15 protein-coding genes are annotated in these 17,116 nt (G+C 63.5%); 7 read left to right on the plus strand and 8 right to left on the minus strand.

Annotated features, from left to right (window positions below; all coding sequences use genetic code 11):
- Window positions 1–60: 60 nt before the first annotated feature.
- Both ABI582_RS09030 and ABI582_RS09035 read left to right on the plus strand, forming a co-directional pair.
- The gene (locus ABI582_RS09030; RefSeq protein ID WP_442119000.1) at window positions 61–2,694 is read left to right on the plus strand and encodes a hypothetical protein; all 2,634 of its coding nucleotides are present in this window, start codon (window positions 61–63) and stop codon (window positions 2,692–2,694) included.
- The gene (locus tag ABI582_RS09035; protein WP_442119001.1) at window positions 2,691–5,102 is read left to right on the plus strand and encodes an RHS repeat domain-containing protein; all 2,412 of its coding nucleotides are present in this window, start codon (window positions 2,691–2,693) and stop codon (window positions 5,100–5,102) included. Before ABI582_RS09030 ends, ABI582_RS09035 begins: the two co-directional genes overlap by 4 nt.
- 10 nt (window positions 5,103–5,112) lie before the next feature.
- Here the strand turns inward: ABI582_RS09035 and ABI582_RS09040 are convergent, their stop codons facing one another.
- Window positions 5,113–6,051, minus strand: coding sequence for an iron-sulfur-binding ferredoxin reductase (locus ABI582_RS09040; RefSeq protein WP_338745092.1), 939 nt, complete (start codon window positions 6,049–6,051; stop codon window positions 5,113–5,115).
- A 375-nt stretch (window positions 6,052–6,426) separates the two neighbouring features.
- On the opposite strand from ABI582_RS09040, the gene ABI582_RS09045 reads away from it, so the two are divergent.
- On the plus strand, window positions 6,427–7,950 hold the full coding sequence (locus tag ABI582_RS09045) for a fumarate hydratase (protein WP_012274004.1): 1,524 nt from the start codon (window positions 6,427–6,429) through the stop codon (window positions 7,948–7,950).
- 245 nt (window positions 7,951–8,195) lie between these two features.
- Window positions 8,196–9,164 carry a hypothetical protein gene (locus ABI582_RS09050; RefSeq protein ID WP_442119002.1) on the plus strand — a complete coding sequence of 323 codons (969 nt, stop codon included), beginning with the start codon at window positions 8,196–8,198 and terminating at the stop codon, window positions 9,162–9,164.
- Between the two features lie 108 nt (window positions 9,165–9,272).
- On the opposite strand, the gene ABI582_RS09055 is transcribed toward ABI582_RS09050, so the two are convergent.
- Window positions 9,273–9,863, minus strand: coding sequence for a GNAT family N-acetyltransferase (locus ABI582_RS09055; RefSeq protein ID WP_338745094.1), 591 nt, complete (start codon window positions 9,861–9,863; stop codon window positions 9,273–9,275).
- Window positions 9,864–9,978: 115 nt separating this feature from the next.
- Here ABI582_RS09055 and ABI582_RS09060 point away from each other — a divergent pair, with 115 nt between their 5' ends.
- Window positions 9,979–10,377, plus strand: a complete 399-nt coding sequence (locus tag ABI582_RS09060; protein WP_442119003.1) for a nuclear transport factor 2 family protein — start codon at window positions 9,979–9,981, stop codon at window positions 10,375–10,377.
- A gap of 126 nt (window positions 10,378–10,503) precedes the next feature.
- On the opposite strand, the gene ABI582_RS09065 is transcribed toward ABI582_RS09060, so the two are convergent.
- The 6 genes from ABI582_RS09065 to ABI582_RS09090 form a co-directional block, all read right to left on the minus strand.
- On the minus strand, window positions 10,504–11,082 hold the full coding sequence (locus ABI582_RS09065) for a DJ-1/PfpI family protein (RefSeq protein WP_086975467.1): 579 nt from the start codon (window positions 11,080–11,082) through the stop codon (window positions 10,504–10,506).
- Between the two features lie 44 nt (window positions 11,083–11,126).
- Window positions 11,127–12,284: a phospholipase D-like domain-containing protein gene (locus tag ABI582_RS09070; RefSeq protein ID WP_442119004.1), complete on the minus strand. Its 1,158-nt coding sequence runs from the start codon at window positions 12,282–12,284 to the stop codon at window positions 11,127–11,129.
- Window position 12,285: 1 nt separating this feature from the next.
- Window positions 12,286–12,867, minus strand: coding sequence for a YceI family protein (locus tag ABI582_RS09075; protein WP_019471184.1), 582 nt, complete (start codon window positions 12,865–12,867; stop codon window positions 12,286–12,288).
- 44 nt (window positions 12,868–12,911) lie between these two features.
- The gene (locus ABI582_RS09080) at window positions 12,912–13,208 is read right to left on the minus strand and encodes an amidase (protein WP_338745099.1); all 297 of its coding nucleotides are present in this window, start codon (window positions 13,206–13,208) and stop codon (window positions 12,912–12,914) included.
- Window positions 13,205–14,287 carry a serine hydrolase domain-containing protein gene (locus tag ABI582_RS09085; RefSeq protein ID WP_442119005.1) on the minus strand — a complete coding sequence of 361 codons (1,083 nt, stop codon included), beginning with the start codon at window positions 14,285–14,287 and terminating at the stop codon, window positions 13,205–13,207. The genes ABI582_RS09080 and ABI582_RS09085 overlap by 4 nt, the downstream gene beginning before the upstream one ends.
- A gap of 75 nt (window positions 14,288–14,362) precedes the next feature.
- On the minus strand, window positions 14,363–15,250 hold the full coding sequence (locus ABI582_RS09090; RefSeq protein WP_442119006.1) for an acyl-CoA dehydrogenase: 888 nt from the start codon (window positions 15,248–15,250) through the stop codon (window positions 14,363–14,365).
- A gap of 158 nt (window positions 15,251–15,408) precedes the next feature.
- On the opposite strand from ABI582_RS09090, the gene olsB reads away from it, so the two are divergent.
- Window positions 15,409–16,164, plus strand: a complete 756-nt coding sequence (gene olsB, locus ABI582_RS09095) for an L-ornithine N(alpha)-acyltransferase (protein ID WP_442119007.1) — start codon at window positions 15,409–15,411, stop codon at window positions 16,162–16,164.
- Window positions 16,164–16,952 (plus strand): lysophospholipid acyltransferase family protein, encoded by a 789-nt coding sequence (locus ABI582_RS09100; protein ID WP_442119008.1) that lies wholly within the window; start codon window positions 16,164–16,166, stop codon window positions 16,950–16,952. Before olsB ends, ABI582_RS09100 begins: the two co-directional genes overlap by 1 nt.
- Window positions 16,953–17,116: the final 164 nt, after the last annotated feature.

The raw sequence follows: 17,116 nt of genomic DNA on the forward strand, positions 1-17,116 counted from the left end.
ATAGCGACGTCTCTGCTCCAAGACTTATCTAGCGCCAGCTCATCGGCCGCGTGTCGTTGAATGGGTTCTCTTCACCTCGATGACGAGAACCTGATCATGAGTGACGCTGCACTACACTCCCAAGCCGGCAACTTTCTTGATTGCTTCAAGACCGCCGTCGACAACCGAACGGGCCAGTTCTCCCTGGCCATAGCCCTGCCACTGCCCCCGGCCAACCAGCTGTGCGGGCCAGCGCTGAGCGTGACACTGGCCTTCAGCACCCTGGCCTCCTCCAGTAACCGTGGCTATGGCCTGGGCTGGAACCTGGGGCTATCGGAGATCAACCTTGATCAGGATAGACCGCGCCTGAGCCTGGCTTCAGGCGAGCATTTTGCGATCGACCTGATGAATTCCGACCCAGGTAGCGGCGGCCGGCTGGTGTTCTTCGATCAGAAACTGCCTACCTTCACGGTCACCCGGCAAGCCGATGGCGCACTGCGGGTGGACAAGCAAACCGGCGAAAGCGAGATTCTTCGCCAACAGGACGACAGCGCCCGCTACTTGCTTGAGGAGATGCGTTCCCCCGAAGGGCGCCGCCTGTATTTCGACTGGCGACCCTTCAGCGACGGCATATCGATGCTGGCGAGGATCCGCGATGAAACCCGTACGTTGCTGGCCTTGGAAAACGAAGCCAGTGAACTGCGTTTCGTGCTCAATCCTCAAACGGCCCAGGCCGCTACTGTGCGTGTGTTACTGAGCAATGAGTGCCTGAGCCACCTGTACCTGCCTGACATCGACCAGCCGTTCGAAATCGAGTACGACGCCCTGAACCTGCCAGGTCAAGGCCAGCTTCTGTTGCCACGCAGCTTTGTCGGCCCACTCGGTGCACGCGACATCGTCCACTGGTCCCAGGACAGCGAAGGCCTGCGCATGCCCGAGGGCGGCCCCCTGGCCTTCCTGCCACGCGTCATGTCCTGGACCCATACCAGCGCTGGCCCGGGCAGTGAACTCCAGCGCAGCTACCAGTGGATAGGGGATCACAACCACCTGGGCTATGGCAGTGACCAGGCGTTCGAATGGCAGAGCGGGCGGGACAACCTCTACCAGGTCAACAGCGACTACCTATACCAGGTGGTGGAAGAACAGACCGATGGCCAAGGTAAAGTTCTGGGCACAGTCGAGCGCACCTGGGACCGTTTCCACCTGCAGGTAAGTGAAGTGACCCGCCGGGGGCAATGCGAAACACGTGAGCGGACGCTGTACGGCGTCGACCCGGCACTCAGCTGGGAGGAGCAACCGGCCTGGTGCCAGCTGCCCCACGAAGTATCGGTCACCTATCTGGATCATTCCCGCCCCGGCGAAAGCCGCAGCGAGAGCACCCGCTATGCCTATGATGACTTTGGCAACCCACTGCGCGTGCTTTTCCCCAGCGGCGTTCAGGAACGCTACGAGTATTACCCGGCAGAAGGTGCCGAAGGCTGCCCCGCAGACGCTCTCGGCCGAGTGCGCTTGCTCAGGAAAAAGACCGTTGTCCCCATCATTGCCAAGGGTGCGGCGCCTGTCCTGAGCACCACCTATACCTACCAGGCGCTGCCTTCGCTGATCGAAGGCGCATTGCCACACCTGCTGGTGGCCAGCGAGCAGCTCGAAGGCCCGGAGGGCCGGGTGATCGAACACACCCGGCAGTTCTACCTGACCACTGCAGGTGCCACCTATGGCCGGGAAGAAAAGAGCGTCGTCACAATTGACGGCAAGTGCACGACCACCTTTTACAGCTACAGTGTCACAGAGCATGAACTGGTCACCGAAGTGACCCTCCAGGGCTTCGAGAACGATGAAGAAAACCGCTCGTGCACAGCTCATGCGCAATCACTGCTCACCGGCCAGACCCTCTGGGAGCGGCACGACAGTGGTGCCATCACCCGTTATGAATATGACCGACTAGGCCGGGTGGTGCGTACCAGGGCTGCCGCAGACAGCCCTTATCAGACCGAGCGTCTGGCCCGTTATCACCTCAACGACCCGTTCGCCAGACAAGTCCGGCCGAACGGTCAATACAACCCGGTATTGATCGAGCAGGTCGATATCACCGGCCGCCGACAGCGCCAATGGCTCGATGGCGAAGGCCGAGTTGTGAGCGTCCACCTCGAGGACCTCGATAACAGCCCAGGCGTATTCCACGAAACCAGCCGCAACCACTACGATGCGCTCGGCCGCCTGGTCAGCCAGACCTCGCTGGACTGGTTCAAGGCCGACAACCTGCTAACCCTGACCCGCACCACCCGCTATGACGACTGGGGCCAGGCCTGCCAGGTCACCAGCCTGGAAGGCATCGATCAGCATCTGCGTCACGACCCCATCACCCGCCGCAGCGAACAGTGGCAAGCGGCAGGCAAGCTCATGGGGCCGCGCCAGGTAACCTTGCGCAACGCCGCAGGCAGCCTGGTGGAACAGCAGGATTATGATACGCGCGGGCAACGCACCCGCACCTTGTTACTGCTGCGCGACGGCCTCGACCGGGTCATCGAGCAGCGCATCCAGGTCGAAGGTTCACCCGACATCGTCACCCGCATGCGCCATGACGCCTACTCACGCATCATCGAAAAGCGCCTGCCGGACAATACCGTGGTGAACTGGACCTTCGCCGAGCACAGTGATGGCCATCACCCGCAAAGCATTGCCGTCAGCTTGGACACCGGGGAGGCACACGCATGAGCGATACCACTTGGATACTCGGCCGTCAGACCTTCGATGGCCTTGGCCGGCAACGTTCGGTTCAGGTTGCCGGGCGCACCACCCAATACCACTACCGGCCAGGCCAACTGCCGCCCGTCGCCAACACCTTGGCCGACGGCCAGCGCGTGACCTACCGCTACGAACCTCAGCTGGGCAATGCCCTGCTGGGCACTGCAGCCGAGGGCGAAGCCGAGCAGCAGCTGACCTATCACACGACGCTCGGCATTCCGACCGGTGCCAGCGGCGGGCTCGGCAGCCTCAGCTGGCAACGCACACCTTCCGGGCTGCCCCTGCGCGATGGCTGGAACGTCGACCAGGTCGAGCACAGCACCCATTGGCGCCATTCGCTCAACGGGTTGCCAGTGGGTTTCATCGACGCTGCGGGGGTCGAACACCACCGCCATCTCGACCGGTTCGGGCGCCTGCAGCGCCTTGAGGTTGACGGCGTACAAACCGAGTTCTGCTACGACGCCCTCTCCCGCCCGCTTAGCATTACTACCCACGACCCGGCCCGCGCACGGCGCCTGACCAGGTGGATCAGCTACGACACCATGGGCCGCGAACAGCGCAGCGTCTACACCGTAAGCGATGCCGCCGGGGAGCGAAGCATCACCCTGACCCTGGCGTATTCCGCCCTCGACCAGGTGATCCAGCGCAGCGTCGACGGCGCCGAAGAGTATTTCGACTACGACCTGCGGGGCCGCCTGGTACGCTACCGCGCCAGCCCCGAGGGCGCGCCACTCGATCCGTTCGGCAACCCCATCGTCGAACAGCGCTACATCCTCAACCCGCTGGACGGTTATCAGCGAGTCGTCAGCACCTTCGCCGACGGCAGCCAGGACGAAGCTGAGTTTCGCTACGCTGCGCACGACCCTACCCAGATCAGCACGATTACCCATACCCACCCAAGCTGGCCGGCCCAGATCGAACTGACTTACGACGCCTGCGGCCGACTCATCGCCGACAGCCTGGGCCGCAACTTGACCTGGAACAGCCTCGACCGCCTGGTACGCGTCGAACACAGCGGGTCTAGCTGCCAGTATCACTACGACGCCAGCGGTAACCTCTGCCAACGTGAACTGGACAGTGGCCGGGTACGCAGCTTCTACAGCGCCGGCCAGCTGACCCACGAACAGCACGGTGAGCAGCGCCTGGGACTGATCGGCGAAGGCGCCGGAGTGTTTGCCTTGCGCTGCAAGGTTGATGGCGAGTGCACTACCCGCCTGATTGGCTGCGATGGCCAGGGCAGCGTACGCTTGCACGCCGACGAGCAACTGCGCCAGCACCACTACAGCCCGCATGGCGCCGAGCCCGACAACGACCAGCAAGTTCCGTTCGGCTTTGCCGGGCTGCGCCGCGAACCGCTGACCGGCTGGTACATCCCTGCCGGCTACCGTCCATACGACCCCGTGCTGATGACCTTCCTCAGCCCCGACAGTGACAGCCCATTCGACCGTGGTGGGCTCAATGCCTACGCGTACTGCGCCGGTGACCCGGTCAACCGCATCGACCCCGATGGCCACAGCTGGGTCGGCTGGACAATCGCAGGCGTGGGCCTGGCGGTTGGCGCAGCGGCCGCGATCAGCACGCTAGGCGCCGCCGTGCCCGCCGTTGTCGCCCTGTATGGCGGCAGCGCGCTGACCGGCAGTGCAGCGCTGGCCATCAGCAATGCCGCACTGAACGCCATTTCCCTGAGCACCGGCATCGCCAGCATGGCAATGCAAGCCAGTGGCGCGGATGAAAAGGCCGCCAGCGTACTGGGCTGGATATCACTGGGTACCGGTTTGGCCAGCGCCGTTATCGGCATGGCGCCCGGCTCGGCCAAAGTCGCCAGCAAAGCGCTCCGCTCACCTGGCCGAGCCAATGCCAAGCGGGCATTCGCCAGCCCGATGACGCCCGCCCCCCGGCAGGTACAAAACACCGCCGTGATCTACTCGGCCAACGGTGTGGCCAACGACGTCGCCATGCATTACAACTTCCTGGGGCAAGGCATTCGCGCCTTCGAAACCCACGGCAGCAAAGCTGGCCAATTGATGAACGGCGCAGGCCAGGTGGAAGATGCCGTACGTGTTGCCCTGCGGGAAATAGCACCGCGCCTTGCCGGCATGGCCGACAACGAACCCATCGTCCTGCTGGCCTGTTATGGCGGCAAGAGTGGTGCAGCACAGCGCATTGCCAATGTGCTGCAGCGGCCGGTACACGGCTATGACAAACCCATCTGGGTGCATCACGCAGGTTTCATGCAATCACTTGAAGTGACGAGTCAGACCAGCAATCTGCCCAGGCAGCAGATATCCACATGGCGCCAGCTGATGGGCCACACCGGGCCGTTTTCCGCGGCCCCCGACAAGGAGCTGGCGACTGGCAGGCTGTATTTCCCTCAATAGCCTGCTGGTATCACTGCGGCGCCCGGTCGACGAATGGATCGGCAAACAACTGATTTCGCGGCAACCCGGCAATGAACAAGCGCCGCGCAAACTGCTCGACCCGCCCCGGCGCACCGCACGCCAAGGCCACGGTGTGCCGGGACGACAGGCGCAAGCCTTGCAGCCAGGCTTGCAGCTGGTCGGCAACGATCCACTCCACGCTGACATTCGGGTGCTGCCCGGCCAAAGCGGCCAGGGGCCCGGTCAGGTAGTGCTGCTGCGCCGTCGCGGCCACGTGCATCACCCGGATGTCAGCCTCATGGCCTTGACGCAGCGCCTCGCGCAGGATGCCCCATAACGGCGCAAGGCCGGTGCCTGCGGCCAGCAACCACAGCGGCCGCGCTTGCCAGTCCAGCTCGTAATGCAGCGCCCCACCCCGCAGCTCACCCAGGCGCAGCACGTCGCCGACCTCAAGGCAGCGGGCCTTGTCGCAAAAGGCACCAGGGCGCTGGCAGTCGATATGAAATTCAAGAAAGTCGTCTTCGCCCGGCAGGCTTGCCAGTGAATAAGGCCGGGCGAGCGAACCGTTCCACAGCAGCACATGCTGACCTGCCTGATAACGCAGTACTCGCTCTGACCGCAGGCGCAGGCGCAGCACGTCACCGAACCAGTCCAGTGCGCAAACCTGTGCGGGAATGCCATCCTGCTGCGGGTCGAACACCGCCACACGCAGGTCACCCACTACCCGGCACTGGCAAGCCAGTCGCCAGCCCTGGGCGTGTTTCTCCAGCGCCAATGCCTCGGGCAAGGCGTCCGCAGGCAGCCCGTCCAGGCAATGCACCAGGCAGGCATGGCAGCTCCCGGCGCGGCAACTATAGGGCACATTCAACCCGGCCTCGTTCAAGGCATCGAGCAGGTTGCTGCCGGTCGGCACCGCCCAGCGGCGCTCGCCCACGCAAATTTCGGGCATTGTCAGCTATCTCTCCTGGCTCTTTATCTTGCCGGGGCCGCTTTGCGGCCCAATCGCCGGCAAGCCAGCTCCCACAGGTCGGTGCAAGCTACAGGGCTGGTGCACTCCTGTGGGAGCTGGCTTGCCGACGATTGGGCTGCAAAGCCGCCCCCGTCAAGCATCCTATCTCTTCAGCCAGACAGCAAGAACAGTGCCTGCCCGCTGCCGACCATGGTCCAGACCGGCCGAAGGTGTGCCCGGCACAGATGCGCGCTATACTGCCGCGCCTTTTTCCGCCGGCCTGACCTGCCGGCGCCTTGCAAGGCGTTTCGACATGCTGGTCGGCACCGTCGAGCGTCTTTATGAATGTTCCCGTCTTTAAGAGGAGCGCGCTGCATGACCGTGATCAAGCAAGACGACCTGATTCAGAGCGTCGCCGACGCCCTGCAATTCATCTCGTACTACCACCCCGTCGATTTCATCCAGGCCATGCACGAGGCCTATCTGCGTGAAGAGTCGCCTGCTGCGCGCGATTCCATCGCCCAGATCCTGATCAACTCGCGCATGTGCGCCACCGGCCACCGCCCAATCTGCCAGGACACCGGTATCGTTACCGTGTTCGTGCGCGTGGGCATGGACGTACGCTGGGACGGCGCCACCCTGAGCGTCGACGACATGATCAACGAAGGTGTGCGTCGCGCCTACAACCTGCCTGAAAACGTGCTGCGCGCTTCGATCCTGGCCGACCCGGCCGGTGCCCGCAAGAACACCAAGGACAACACCCCGGCAGTGATCCACTACTCCATCGTCCCTGGCGACAAGGTCGAGGTCGATGTCGCAGCCAAAGGCGGCGGCTCGGAGAACAAGTCGAAGATGGCCATGCTCAACCCGTCCGACTCGATTGTCGACTGGGTGCTGAAGACCGTTCCGACCATGGGCGCTGGCTGGTGCCCGCCTGGCATGCTCGGCATTGGCATCGGCGGTACCGCCGAGAAGGCCGCCGTCATGGCCAAGGAAGTGTTGATGGAATCCATCGACATCCACGAACTGAAAGCCCGTGGCCCGCAGAACCGCCTGGAAGAAATCCGCCTGGAGCTGTTCGAGAAGGTCAACCAGCTGGGCATCGGTGCCCAGGGCCTGGGTGGCCTGACCACCGTGCTCGACGTCAAGATCATGGACTACCCGACCCACGCCGCGTCGCTGCCGGTGTGCATGATCCCCAACTGCGCCGCCACCCGTCACGCCCACTTCGTGCTCGATGGCTCCGGCCCGGCCGAACTGGAAGCGCCGTCGCTGGACGCCTACCCGGAAATCGTCTGGGAAGCCGGCCCAAGTGCCCGCCGCGTCAACCTCGACGACATCACCCCGGAAGAAGTCGCCAGCTGGAAACCGGGCGAAACCATCCTGCTCAACGGCAAGATGCTGACCGGCCGCGATGCCGCGCACAAGCGCATGGTCGAAATGCTCAACCGTGGCGAAGAATTGCCGGTGGACCTGAAAGGCCGCTTCATCTACTACGTAGGCCCGGTCGACCCGGTCGGTGACGAAGTGGTAGGCCCAGCTGGCCCGACCACCGCTACCCGCATGGACAAGTTCACCCGCCAGATCCTTGAGCAAACCGGCCTGCTGGGCATGATCGGCAAGTCCGAGCGTGGCCCGACCGCCATCGAAGCGATCAAGGACAACAAGGCCGTGTACCTGATGGCCGTTGGCGGCGCTGCCTACCTGGTGGCCCAGGCCATCCGCAAGTCGAAGGTCCTGGCCTTCGCCGAGCTGGGCATGGAAGCGATCTACGAGTTCGAGGTCAAGGACATGCCGGTTACCGTCGCCGTAGACAGCAACGGTGAGTCGGTGCACATCACTGGCCCTGCCCTGTGGCAGAGCAAGATTGCCCAAAGCCTGGCAGTAGAAGTGAAGTGAAGTGAAGCAGCATTGAGGCAAGAGTAACCGTTTCTCGATAGATCGGTTGCTAGCGCTTCAAACCAACACCCTGCGATGGCTGCGCTTTCGCAGGGTGTTTTTTTTCCGCAGGACATTAGCGAACACACCGCCATCCGGTGGTGCTGCAACGTCCCTGCAATCACTGATCTGATTCATTTATATACCGTCAGGCAGCGATCAGAATCCATTTCACTGGACACTCCTCCATCAAAGAGTGTCTCGAAATGAACGGCTTAAAGATCGACAATCATTGGCTCACCCGCTTTCGACTGGATATCACCTCCAGCTCCAACCGCCTGTATGCCAATGGCCGGCAGCAAGTCGAGGTGACTGTCACCCTGGAGCCGCGCAAAGGGGAAACCATCAGCGAAGAGAGCCTCGATAGCCTGTCGCTGGTGCTGATTGATGAAGACGGCGAACCCCGCCTGCTGGATCACCCCGACCTGTTCGCGTCCAAGGAGCGAGATAAGCGGTTTGTTTATCATGCTGCGTACGGGGGCGCCCCCAGCGCGCTCACCGAAAAAACCGCAAACAGCATTCGCCGTATCTTCTACGTCACATCCAAACGCCCTGGCGGTACGCTCACCCAGATCTACGCAATGATGTTCAAGGATGAGAGCAGTTACGCCATAACCAACACCAGCCCCTTCGTCTCATCGGTGGTCATTGAGTCCATCACACCACCGCCCCCGCATGACAAGGCGTTCCACCTTGAACCGGGCGCCTCCTTCACCTACAAGTCGCCCAATGCGAATAGCCACTGGGACGACGAGGTCAAAGAGACGGTCAGCTACTTTGGTTTTGCCGATCCCAAGCTCATCCTGGTCGAAAGCACCGCACTGGTGACGCCTTCAAACACGCCCTTCTATGAGCGGCACAATCATGACCACGCCCTTATCTCATTCGAGCTGACCAACGACTACAGCCAGGAATCGAAAGTGACAGCCCTGGGCGTGGGGGAAAACTTCGAAGCGATCTCCCCTGATTCAGGCGAAGCGTTTGTAGAACGACCCAACCACATGGTCATTCATCATTACTACAGGCGCTTTTACGTAAGGCATTACAACTCGCTCAATGAGGCACCCAGTGCGTGGTTGCTACTGGACCAGCACGGCAACGAGTACTACGTCGAGTTTCTCGTCAGCGATGGCGGCCACGCGCTGAAATACCATGTTGGCGAAAACGAGGTATGAAACCTGGGGCTGAAAACCGTCATCTGGGGCGTGCCTCTGATCCCCTGGCAATGTTGGGTACACGGAGCCTGGCCGATTGCCCCTGGTAGCGCCGCGCTGCCGAGATTTTCATGTCATCAGCTCTTTCAGCCAGAACGACATGATCTTCTCGGACGCTGCTTGCTCACCCAGGTCTCGCCAGGCACAGGTGGTGCGTAACGACGGTTCGTGCAGAAAACCCCGGTTGCGCCAGAAACCCTGCAAGGGCTTGTAGTCGGGGGGGCGCCTGGGGTGCACGCCGGGTCGCTCGACGGCGCAGAAAACGCAGTAATCGAACTCGGCAAGCGTGTGCGCATAGGATTCACGCTCGATAAAAAAGCGCACCCCGAGGCCCTGCCCACGGTACTGCGGCAGCACAAGCGACTCCCCGAAGAAATAGACGCTGGCAGGGTCGCGACCCTGAGCCCTGAACAGCTGACGGAACGCGGGGGTGCCATCCATCAGCGGCAAGGCGGTCGAGGCCCCGACCACCCGGCCATCGTCCAGGGCCAACACAACCAGGCTGCGCCCGGAACGGACATAGCTGGCCAGGTAGTCGGCGTCGTCGTCCGGGTTGCCGTCGTACAAGTAGGGAAACTCGCTCAGTACAGCCAGGCGCAGGCGAGCGAGGTCATCGATGTAAGGCGCGATAGCGGCGCCGTGCAGCAGGCGGATTTCCATGCTTGGCGGTCATTTTGTCGATGTGGATGACGCGCTCGGCTATGCCGGGCTTGAGGGGAAACCCTATCATCCGAGGCAGCGAGCCGCCTTTTCCCTACACGACAGGTACTGTTCCATGACCGCTACCGAACTGGTAAATGCTTACTACGCCGCGCTCAACGCGGGCGACATGCCGGGCGTTCTCACCCTGCTCAGCGAGGACGTGATCCACGACATCAACCAGGGCGAGCGGCAGATGGGCAAGGCCAGGTTTGCCACGTTCATGGACAAGATGAACCGCTGCTACCGCGAGCGCCTGGCCGATATCGTGGTGATGCAGAACGCCGACGGCAGCCGCGTGGCGGCGGAGTTCACCGTGCATGGCGAATACCTGGCCGATGACCAAGGGTTGCCGGCAGCCAACGGGCAGACCTATGTGCTGCCGGCGGGGGCTTTTTTCTATATCCACTGCGGCAAGATTGCCCGGGTGACCAACTACTACAACCTCAATGACTGGGTAGAGCAAGTAGCCTAAGCCTGACAGAGCTGCATTGCCTGTACCGGCCTCTTCGCAGCACAAGGCTGCTCCTACAGGGCCAGCACAAGACCTGAGTGTTGTGGGGTCCCTGTAGGACCAGCCTTGTGCTGCGAAGGGGCCCGGTCAGGCGATACGGGTACCCAGCACCTTCAGAAATGCCGCCAGCCACGCCGGGTGGGCTGGCCATGCCGGGGCGGTCACCAGGTTGCCGTCCACATGGGCCTGGTCCACCGCGATGTCGATGAACGTGCCGCCCGCCAGACGCACTTCCGGCGCACACGCCGGGTACGCGCTGCATTCGCGCCCCTCCAGCACACCCGCCGCCGCCAGCAGCTGGGCACCATGGCACACCGCCGCAATCGGCTTGCCAGCCTGGTCAAATGCCCGTACCAGCGCCAGCACTTTTTCATCCAGGCGCAGGTACTCCGGCGCTCGGCCACCCGGGATCAGCAGCGCGTCATAACTCTCGGCTCGCACCCGCACAAAGTCATAATTCAGGGCAAAGTTGTGCCCCGGCTTTTCGCTGTAGGTCTGCTCACCCTCAAAATCATGGATGGCAGTACGCACGGTCTGACCCGCCAGTTTCTCCGGGCAAACCGCGTGCACCGTGTGGCCCACCATGCTCAGGGCCTGGAACGGCACCATCGCCTCGTAATCCTCGACGTAGTCACCCACCAGCATAAGAATCTTCTTCGCCGTCATAGCACCCACTCCTTCGGTAAACTGTCAATGCACGATAGCCGCTGTCAGTCACGGCGGTCGAGCACGTTGACGACCAGTCGGTCGATCCAGCCCCAGATCCGTTGCTTCACCCGGCGCCACAGCGGGCGAGCATGCCAGTGATCGAGGTCGACCTCCTCGCTCAAGGCAAAGTCGCGCTCGAAGCTGGCCACCACCGCTGCCGTCAACGGCGGGTCCAGCGCCTCGATGTTGGCCTCAAGGTTGAAACGCAGGTTCCAGTGGTCGAAATTGCACGAACCGACGCTGACCCAGTCGTCAACCACGGCCATCTTCAGGTGCAGGAAGCACGGTTGGTATTCGAAAATCCGCACCCCGGCGCGCAGCAGGCGTGGGTAGTAGCGGTGCCCGGCGTAGCGGACCGACGGGTGGTCGGTGCGTGGGCCGGTCAGCAACAGCCGCACATCAAGCCCCTTGCTGGCAGCACGGCGCAACGAACGGCGCACGCTCCAGGTCGGCAGAAAGTACGGCGTGGCCAGCCATACCCGTTGCTTGCCACTGTTCAGGGCCCGTACCAGCGAATGCAGGATGTCCTGGTGCTGGCGGGCGTCGGCATAGGCCACCCGGCCCATGCCCTGCCCATGGGCAGGGGCCTTGGGCAGGCGCGGCAGGCCGAAGCCTTCGGCAGGGCGCCAGGCGGTACGGCGGTTGTTGGCGGACCACTGGCGGTCGAACAGCAGTTGCCAGTCGGTCACCACCGGCCCCTGGATCTGCACCATCACCTCATGCCACTCGCTGGTCGCGTCGCCCGGCTTCCAGAACTCGTCGGTAACGCCCGTGCCGCCCACCACCGCCCAGCGTTCGTCCACCAGCAAAAGCTTGCGGTGGTCGCGGTACAGGTTGCGCAGGCCACGCTTCCAGCGCAGGCGGTTATACCAACGCAGGTACACACCGGCTTCCAGCAGGCGCTGGCGCAGGGCGCTGTTGAAGGCCAGCGAGCCATAGTCATCGAACAGGCAGCGCACCCGCACGCCACGCTGGGCGGCCTGCTCCAGCGCTTCGACTACCGCCTCGGCACAAGCGCCGGCTTCCACCAGGTACAGCTCCAGGTCAACCTGAAACTCGGCACCCATTATTGCCGCCAGCATGCGCGGAAAGAACTCGGGGCCGTCGATCAGCAGTTCGAACTGGTTGCCATCCCGCCAGGGGAATACCGGCCCCGGCATGTCAGCGGGCAGTGAAAATCAGCACCGCGCTAACCGGCACCGACGGGTTGATGGACTTGAGCCCGGCAAACTTGCGCAGGCTTTCCAGGCCCGGCAGCAAACCGAAATCCTCGGCGCGCAGCAGCAGCGGTTCCAGGGTCACAACCTGGAAGCGCCGCGCATCCAGGCGAGTGGCCAGCAGCAGGGCGTTGTAGCTGTGCGACTGGCCGTGCAAGGTGACCGTCAGCGGCAGGCGCAACTCGATCTGCGCACCATCGGCCAGGTCATTGATCGGCCGCAAATCGATCTGCGCCTTCACTGTGGCCTCGGCGAAGCGCCCGACCTCGAACAGGTTGTCGCGCATTTGCTCATCACGCAGCGGGATGCCGCTGCTCACAGAGTCCATCTCGATGCTCAGCCCCGCCACGCCCTTGCGGTCGACCGTACCATGCAGCACCAGAAAGCGGTGCACTTCGGCGGTGTCACCGTTCTTGCCGGTAATGAACGACAGGCGCGACGATTCGCCATCAAGGTGCCAATTGGCGTGGGCGGGCAGGCACAAAGCCAGCAACAAGGCGGGCAGTAGACGGGACAGTTTGAACATGACAGATCTCGTGAAACCAAGCCGCCAACCTTACCCGCACGCCTTCATGGCAGCAAGCGGCAGCCCTCGCGCCCGCCTTGCCAGGCAGCCTGGTTGCGCCGCCCCAGCCCCTCGGCGGTGATTAGCCGTTGCTGGCTGTTTTCCTCCAGCAGGCTCAGCGGCAGCCATTGCTTTACATAACCTTGGCAGTAGGCCTGCTCAAAGCCCATGACGAAGCGGCACGAGCAGTATTCCTTGGCTGAATAGGCCGAGAGAATGCCGGGGAAATCCCCCAGCGCCTGACGCTCCTGCCAGGCCCAGAACAACAGGCCCAGCAGCACCACCAACAAGGCCCGCTTCATCTGCCCTCCCAGGCCAATGCCGCCAGTACCCGCTTGAGCAGTTCGTCGTGCTGGTAACTGCCGTCGCGGTCATCGGCATAGCGCACGATCACCAGCTTTTGCGCGGGCAATACGTACAACGCCTGGCCCCAGTGGCCAAGGGCGGCGTAGGTGTCTTCGGGCGCACTCGGCCAAGGCCGCGCGGCGCCGGCCAGCGGCTGGTTGAGCCACCAGTGGCCGCCAGGATTGGCCTCACCCGGCACAGGTTCGGCATGGTCAAACGCTTTACGGTTGAAGGCCACCCAGGCCCTGGGCAGCAGTTGCCGGCCTTGCCAACGGCCGTCGCGCTGCATCAGCAAGCCGATACGCGCCAGGTCACGGGCGCTGAGGTACAGATAGGAAGAGCCCACGTAGGTGCCCGCCCGGTCACGCTCCCACACCGCGCTGTCGATACCCAGCGGGGTGAACAGCGCGTGCCAAGGGTAGTCGGGGTATTGTCCGGCATTGAGCATGCCGCGCAGTGCAGCGGCCAGCAGGTTGCTGTCACCGCTGGAATAGACAAAACGCTCGCCAGGGCTGGCCGACGAACCCCGCGCCGCCGTATAGGCCGCCATGTCCCCGCGGCCACGGGTATACAGCATGGCCACCACCGAGGATTTGAGCGGAGCGTATTCGTAGTCTTCCTGCCAGTCCAGGCCACTGGCCCAGTGCAGCAGATCGGCCATGCGTACACCGGGATGAGCGCGCATGCCGGGGTAGAAACGGGTGACCGGATCTTGTAGCTGGAAGCGCCCTTCACCCTGGGCCACGCCCAGCAGCGTGGCAAGTACGCTCTTGCTTATCGACCAGGTCAGGTGCGCGGTGGCGGCAGTGGTGGGGGCGGTGTAGCGCTCGTGGAGGATACGGCCGTCGCGGATGATCAGCAGCGCGTCGGTGCGGATGCCGCTGCGGTCGGGGGCAGTGCGAGGGGGGAAGGCGTAGGCGTCGACGGCTTGCCAGTCGAACGTGGCAGGGTCGTTCTGCCAGGCAGGATCAGGCCATTCCTCGGCTTCGGCGGTTGCCAAGGCCAGGCAAAGAACCAGTAGCAGACCTTTCAGCATTGCGTTTCAGGCTCGAAATTTTGGGGCCGCAAAGCGGCCCCAAGATTGATCGGTTCACAAAAACCTATCAGGCATTCATGACAATCCCGCAGCCACCCAAGCCTTGTTCAGCCGCTTCTCTCTCGCCGCCGCGGCCAGGGTCATCACCCCTTGGTCACGCTGCCAGATTTGCGCCCAATGCACCGGCCCTGCCGCCAGGGCCGCATCGATCGCCCCCCGCAATGCCTGGAACTGCGCAAACAACCCGCCCAGCAACAAATGGCAACCCACGCTATCAGCACACTGCCGACTGCCCTCTGCACACCCTGCAAGCAGCCCAAGCAGCTGCAGCCGTAAATCCTGTGGCCAGGCGCTTTCCTGCCCCACGCCATACAACCAGGCCGTCAGCGCCGTGAGCACATACAAATCCTCCAGCGAACGAAACGGCTTCACATAGGCATCCCAGCCGTCACCGGCCAGCAACTCGCACGCCGCCTGTTCCAGCAGCAAGCGCCCATGGCCCACCTCCGGCATCAGCGGCAGGGTCGGCAATGGCTCCAGCGTCACGCCAGGCTCCCCGGGGTAGACCACCGCCAGGTTCAACTGTGGCGCCGCGCCAGCCGTTTCACTGCGCGCCGCCACCAGCAGCCACTCCGCTTCCAGCCCGGCGGTGACGAAGTCCTTGCTGCCGGTCAGCCGCAAGCCGTCCAGGCGCGTGCGCATGTCCGCCGGCCGCACGCTGCGCCGCTCGGTGGCGCACAGGGCGCCGAGGCTGGGCGGTGCACTGGGCCACAGCACGCGCAAGGCGGCCTGGTAACCCACCAGGAAAGCCAGGCCTGGCGTAGCCATCGCGCGCCCGCCCAGTGCCGCCAGTTCAAAGGGAGCAACCGGGCCGAGGCGCTCGAGCAGCGCGGCGTAGGTTTCGCCCAGCGTGCCCGCCAACGCGTGGCGAAGCGGGTCGTTCAATCGTTGCAACCAGGCCATGGGACGGCTCCTTGCTGGGGCTTTCTGGTCAAGGTTCGGGGGTGTCACGCAAGCATCACCAAAGATTCACAGGGGTGACACCGCGTCTACCTAGGCTGACTTTGCACAACAAAGCCGACCGGCCGCAACCCTTCATGGCTGGCTTATGGAGACTCGTAATGACTCGGATCGCTCACTCTGGCGACAACAGCACTGAACGCCGTCTGCAAGCCGAACGCCTGGTTGGCGCCGCGGCGCTGCAAGAGGCCCAGGCCCTGCGCTTCAAAGTGTTCAGCGCAGAATTCAAGGCCAAGCTCAAGGGTGCCGAGCACGGGCTGGACATGGACGACTACGACGTGCACTGCCGCCACATTGGTGTACGCGACCTGAGCACCGGCGAGCTGGTGGCCACAACCCGCCTGCTCGACCACCAGGCCGCCAGCAGCCTGGGCCGCTTCTACAGCGAAGAAGAATTTCGCCTGCACGGCCTGTTGCAGCTGCAGGGCCCGATCCTGGAGCTCGGCCGCACCTGCGTAGCCCCCGACTACCGCAACGGCGGCACCATCGCCGTGCTCTGGGGTGAACTGGCCGAGGTGCTCAACGAGGGCCGCTACAGCTACCTGATGGGCTGCGCCAGCATCCCCATGCAGGACGGCGGCGTGCAGGCCCATGCCGTGATGCAGCGCCTGCGTGAACGCTACCTGTGCAACGAGCACCTGCGTGCCGAGCCGAAGAACCCGCTACCAAGCCTGGCCTTGCCGGGCAACGTCATCGCCGAAATGCCTCCGCTGCTCAAGGCCTACATGCGCCTGGGCGCAAAGATTTGCGGCGAGCCGTGCTGGGACGAGGACTTCCAGGTGGCGGACGTGTTCATCCTGCTCAAGCGCGATAACCTGTGCCCGCGCTACGCCCGCCACTTCAAGGCGGCAGTCTGATGCCGAAGCTGCGGGTAGTAGCCCGCCTGACCCGACTGCTGCTGGTGCTGTTGCTGGGCATGTTCATGGCCAGCCTTGTTGCCCTCGGCGAACGCCTGGGCTTCAAGCCCCCCCTGGAGCGCCGCCAGCGCTGGTCATGCCTGTTCATGAAACGCCTGGTCACCGCCATGCCCTTCGACGTACGGGTAGTGGGTGAGTTGCCGCAGCGGCCAATGCTGTGGGTGAGCAACCACGTTTCGTGGACCGATATCCCCCTGCTCGGCATGCTGCTGCCGCTGTCGTTCCTGTCCAAGGCCGAGGTGCGTCATTGGCCGGTGGCGGGTTGGCTGGCGGAAAAAGCCGGCACGCTGTTCATTCGCCGTGGTGGTGGCGACAGCCAGCGCCTGCGCGAACAGATCGCCGGGCAACTGGGGCTGGCCCGCCCCCTGCTGATATTCCCCGAAGGCACCACTACCAGCGGTCGCACCTTGCGCACCTTCCATGGCCGCCTGCTGGCAGGCGCCATCGACCGGGGCGTGGCGGTGCAGCCGGTGGCCATCCAGTACCTGCGCGATGGCCAGATCGACCCGATTGCGCCGTTCATTGGCGATGATGATCTGGTGTCGCACCTGATGCGCCTGTTTGCCCAGCCACGGGGCGAGGTGTGCATTCACTTGCTGCCACCCATCGGCAGCGTGGGCAAGGAACGTGCGGTGCTGGCATTGCAGGCGCAGCAGGCGATTCACTTGGCGCTGTTTGGGGTTGAAGAAGTTGAAGCAGTGCCAAGGCGGCAGGCGCGGGCTGCCTGAGCCCGGCGTGAGCAAGCTGGCGCCTGCGAGATCGAGCGCCGCCCGCGCGGCGCTTCGGAGCACAAGGCTGCTCCTACATCTGTTTCGGGCCAGTTATTCCTGGGGCATAGGCGCGCGGTCCCTTGGTGTTCACCTCGATATCGTGTCGGACAAACAAGGCGGTC

This window comes from Pseudomonas sp. SAS7, assembly GCF_052112345.1.
In the GTDB taxonomy this organism is placed as follows: domain Bacteria; phylum Pseudomonadota; class Gammaproteobacteria; order Pseudomonadales; family Pseudomonadaceae; genus Aquipseudomonas; species Aquipseudomonas putida_Q.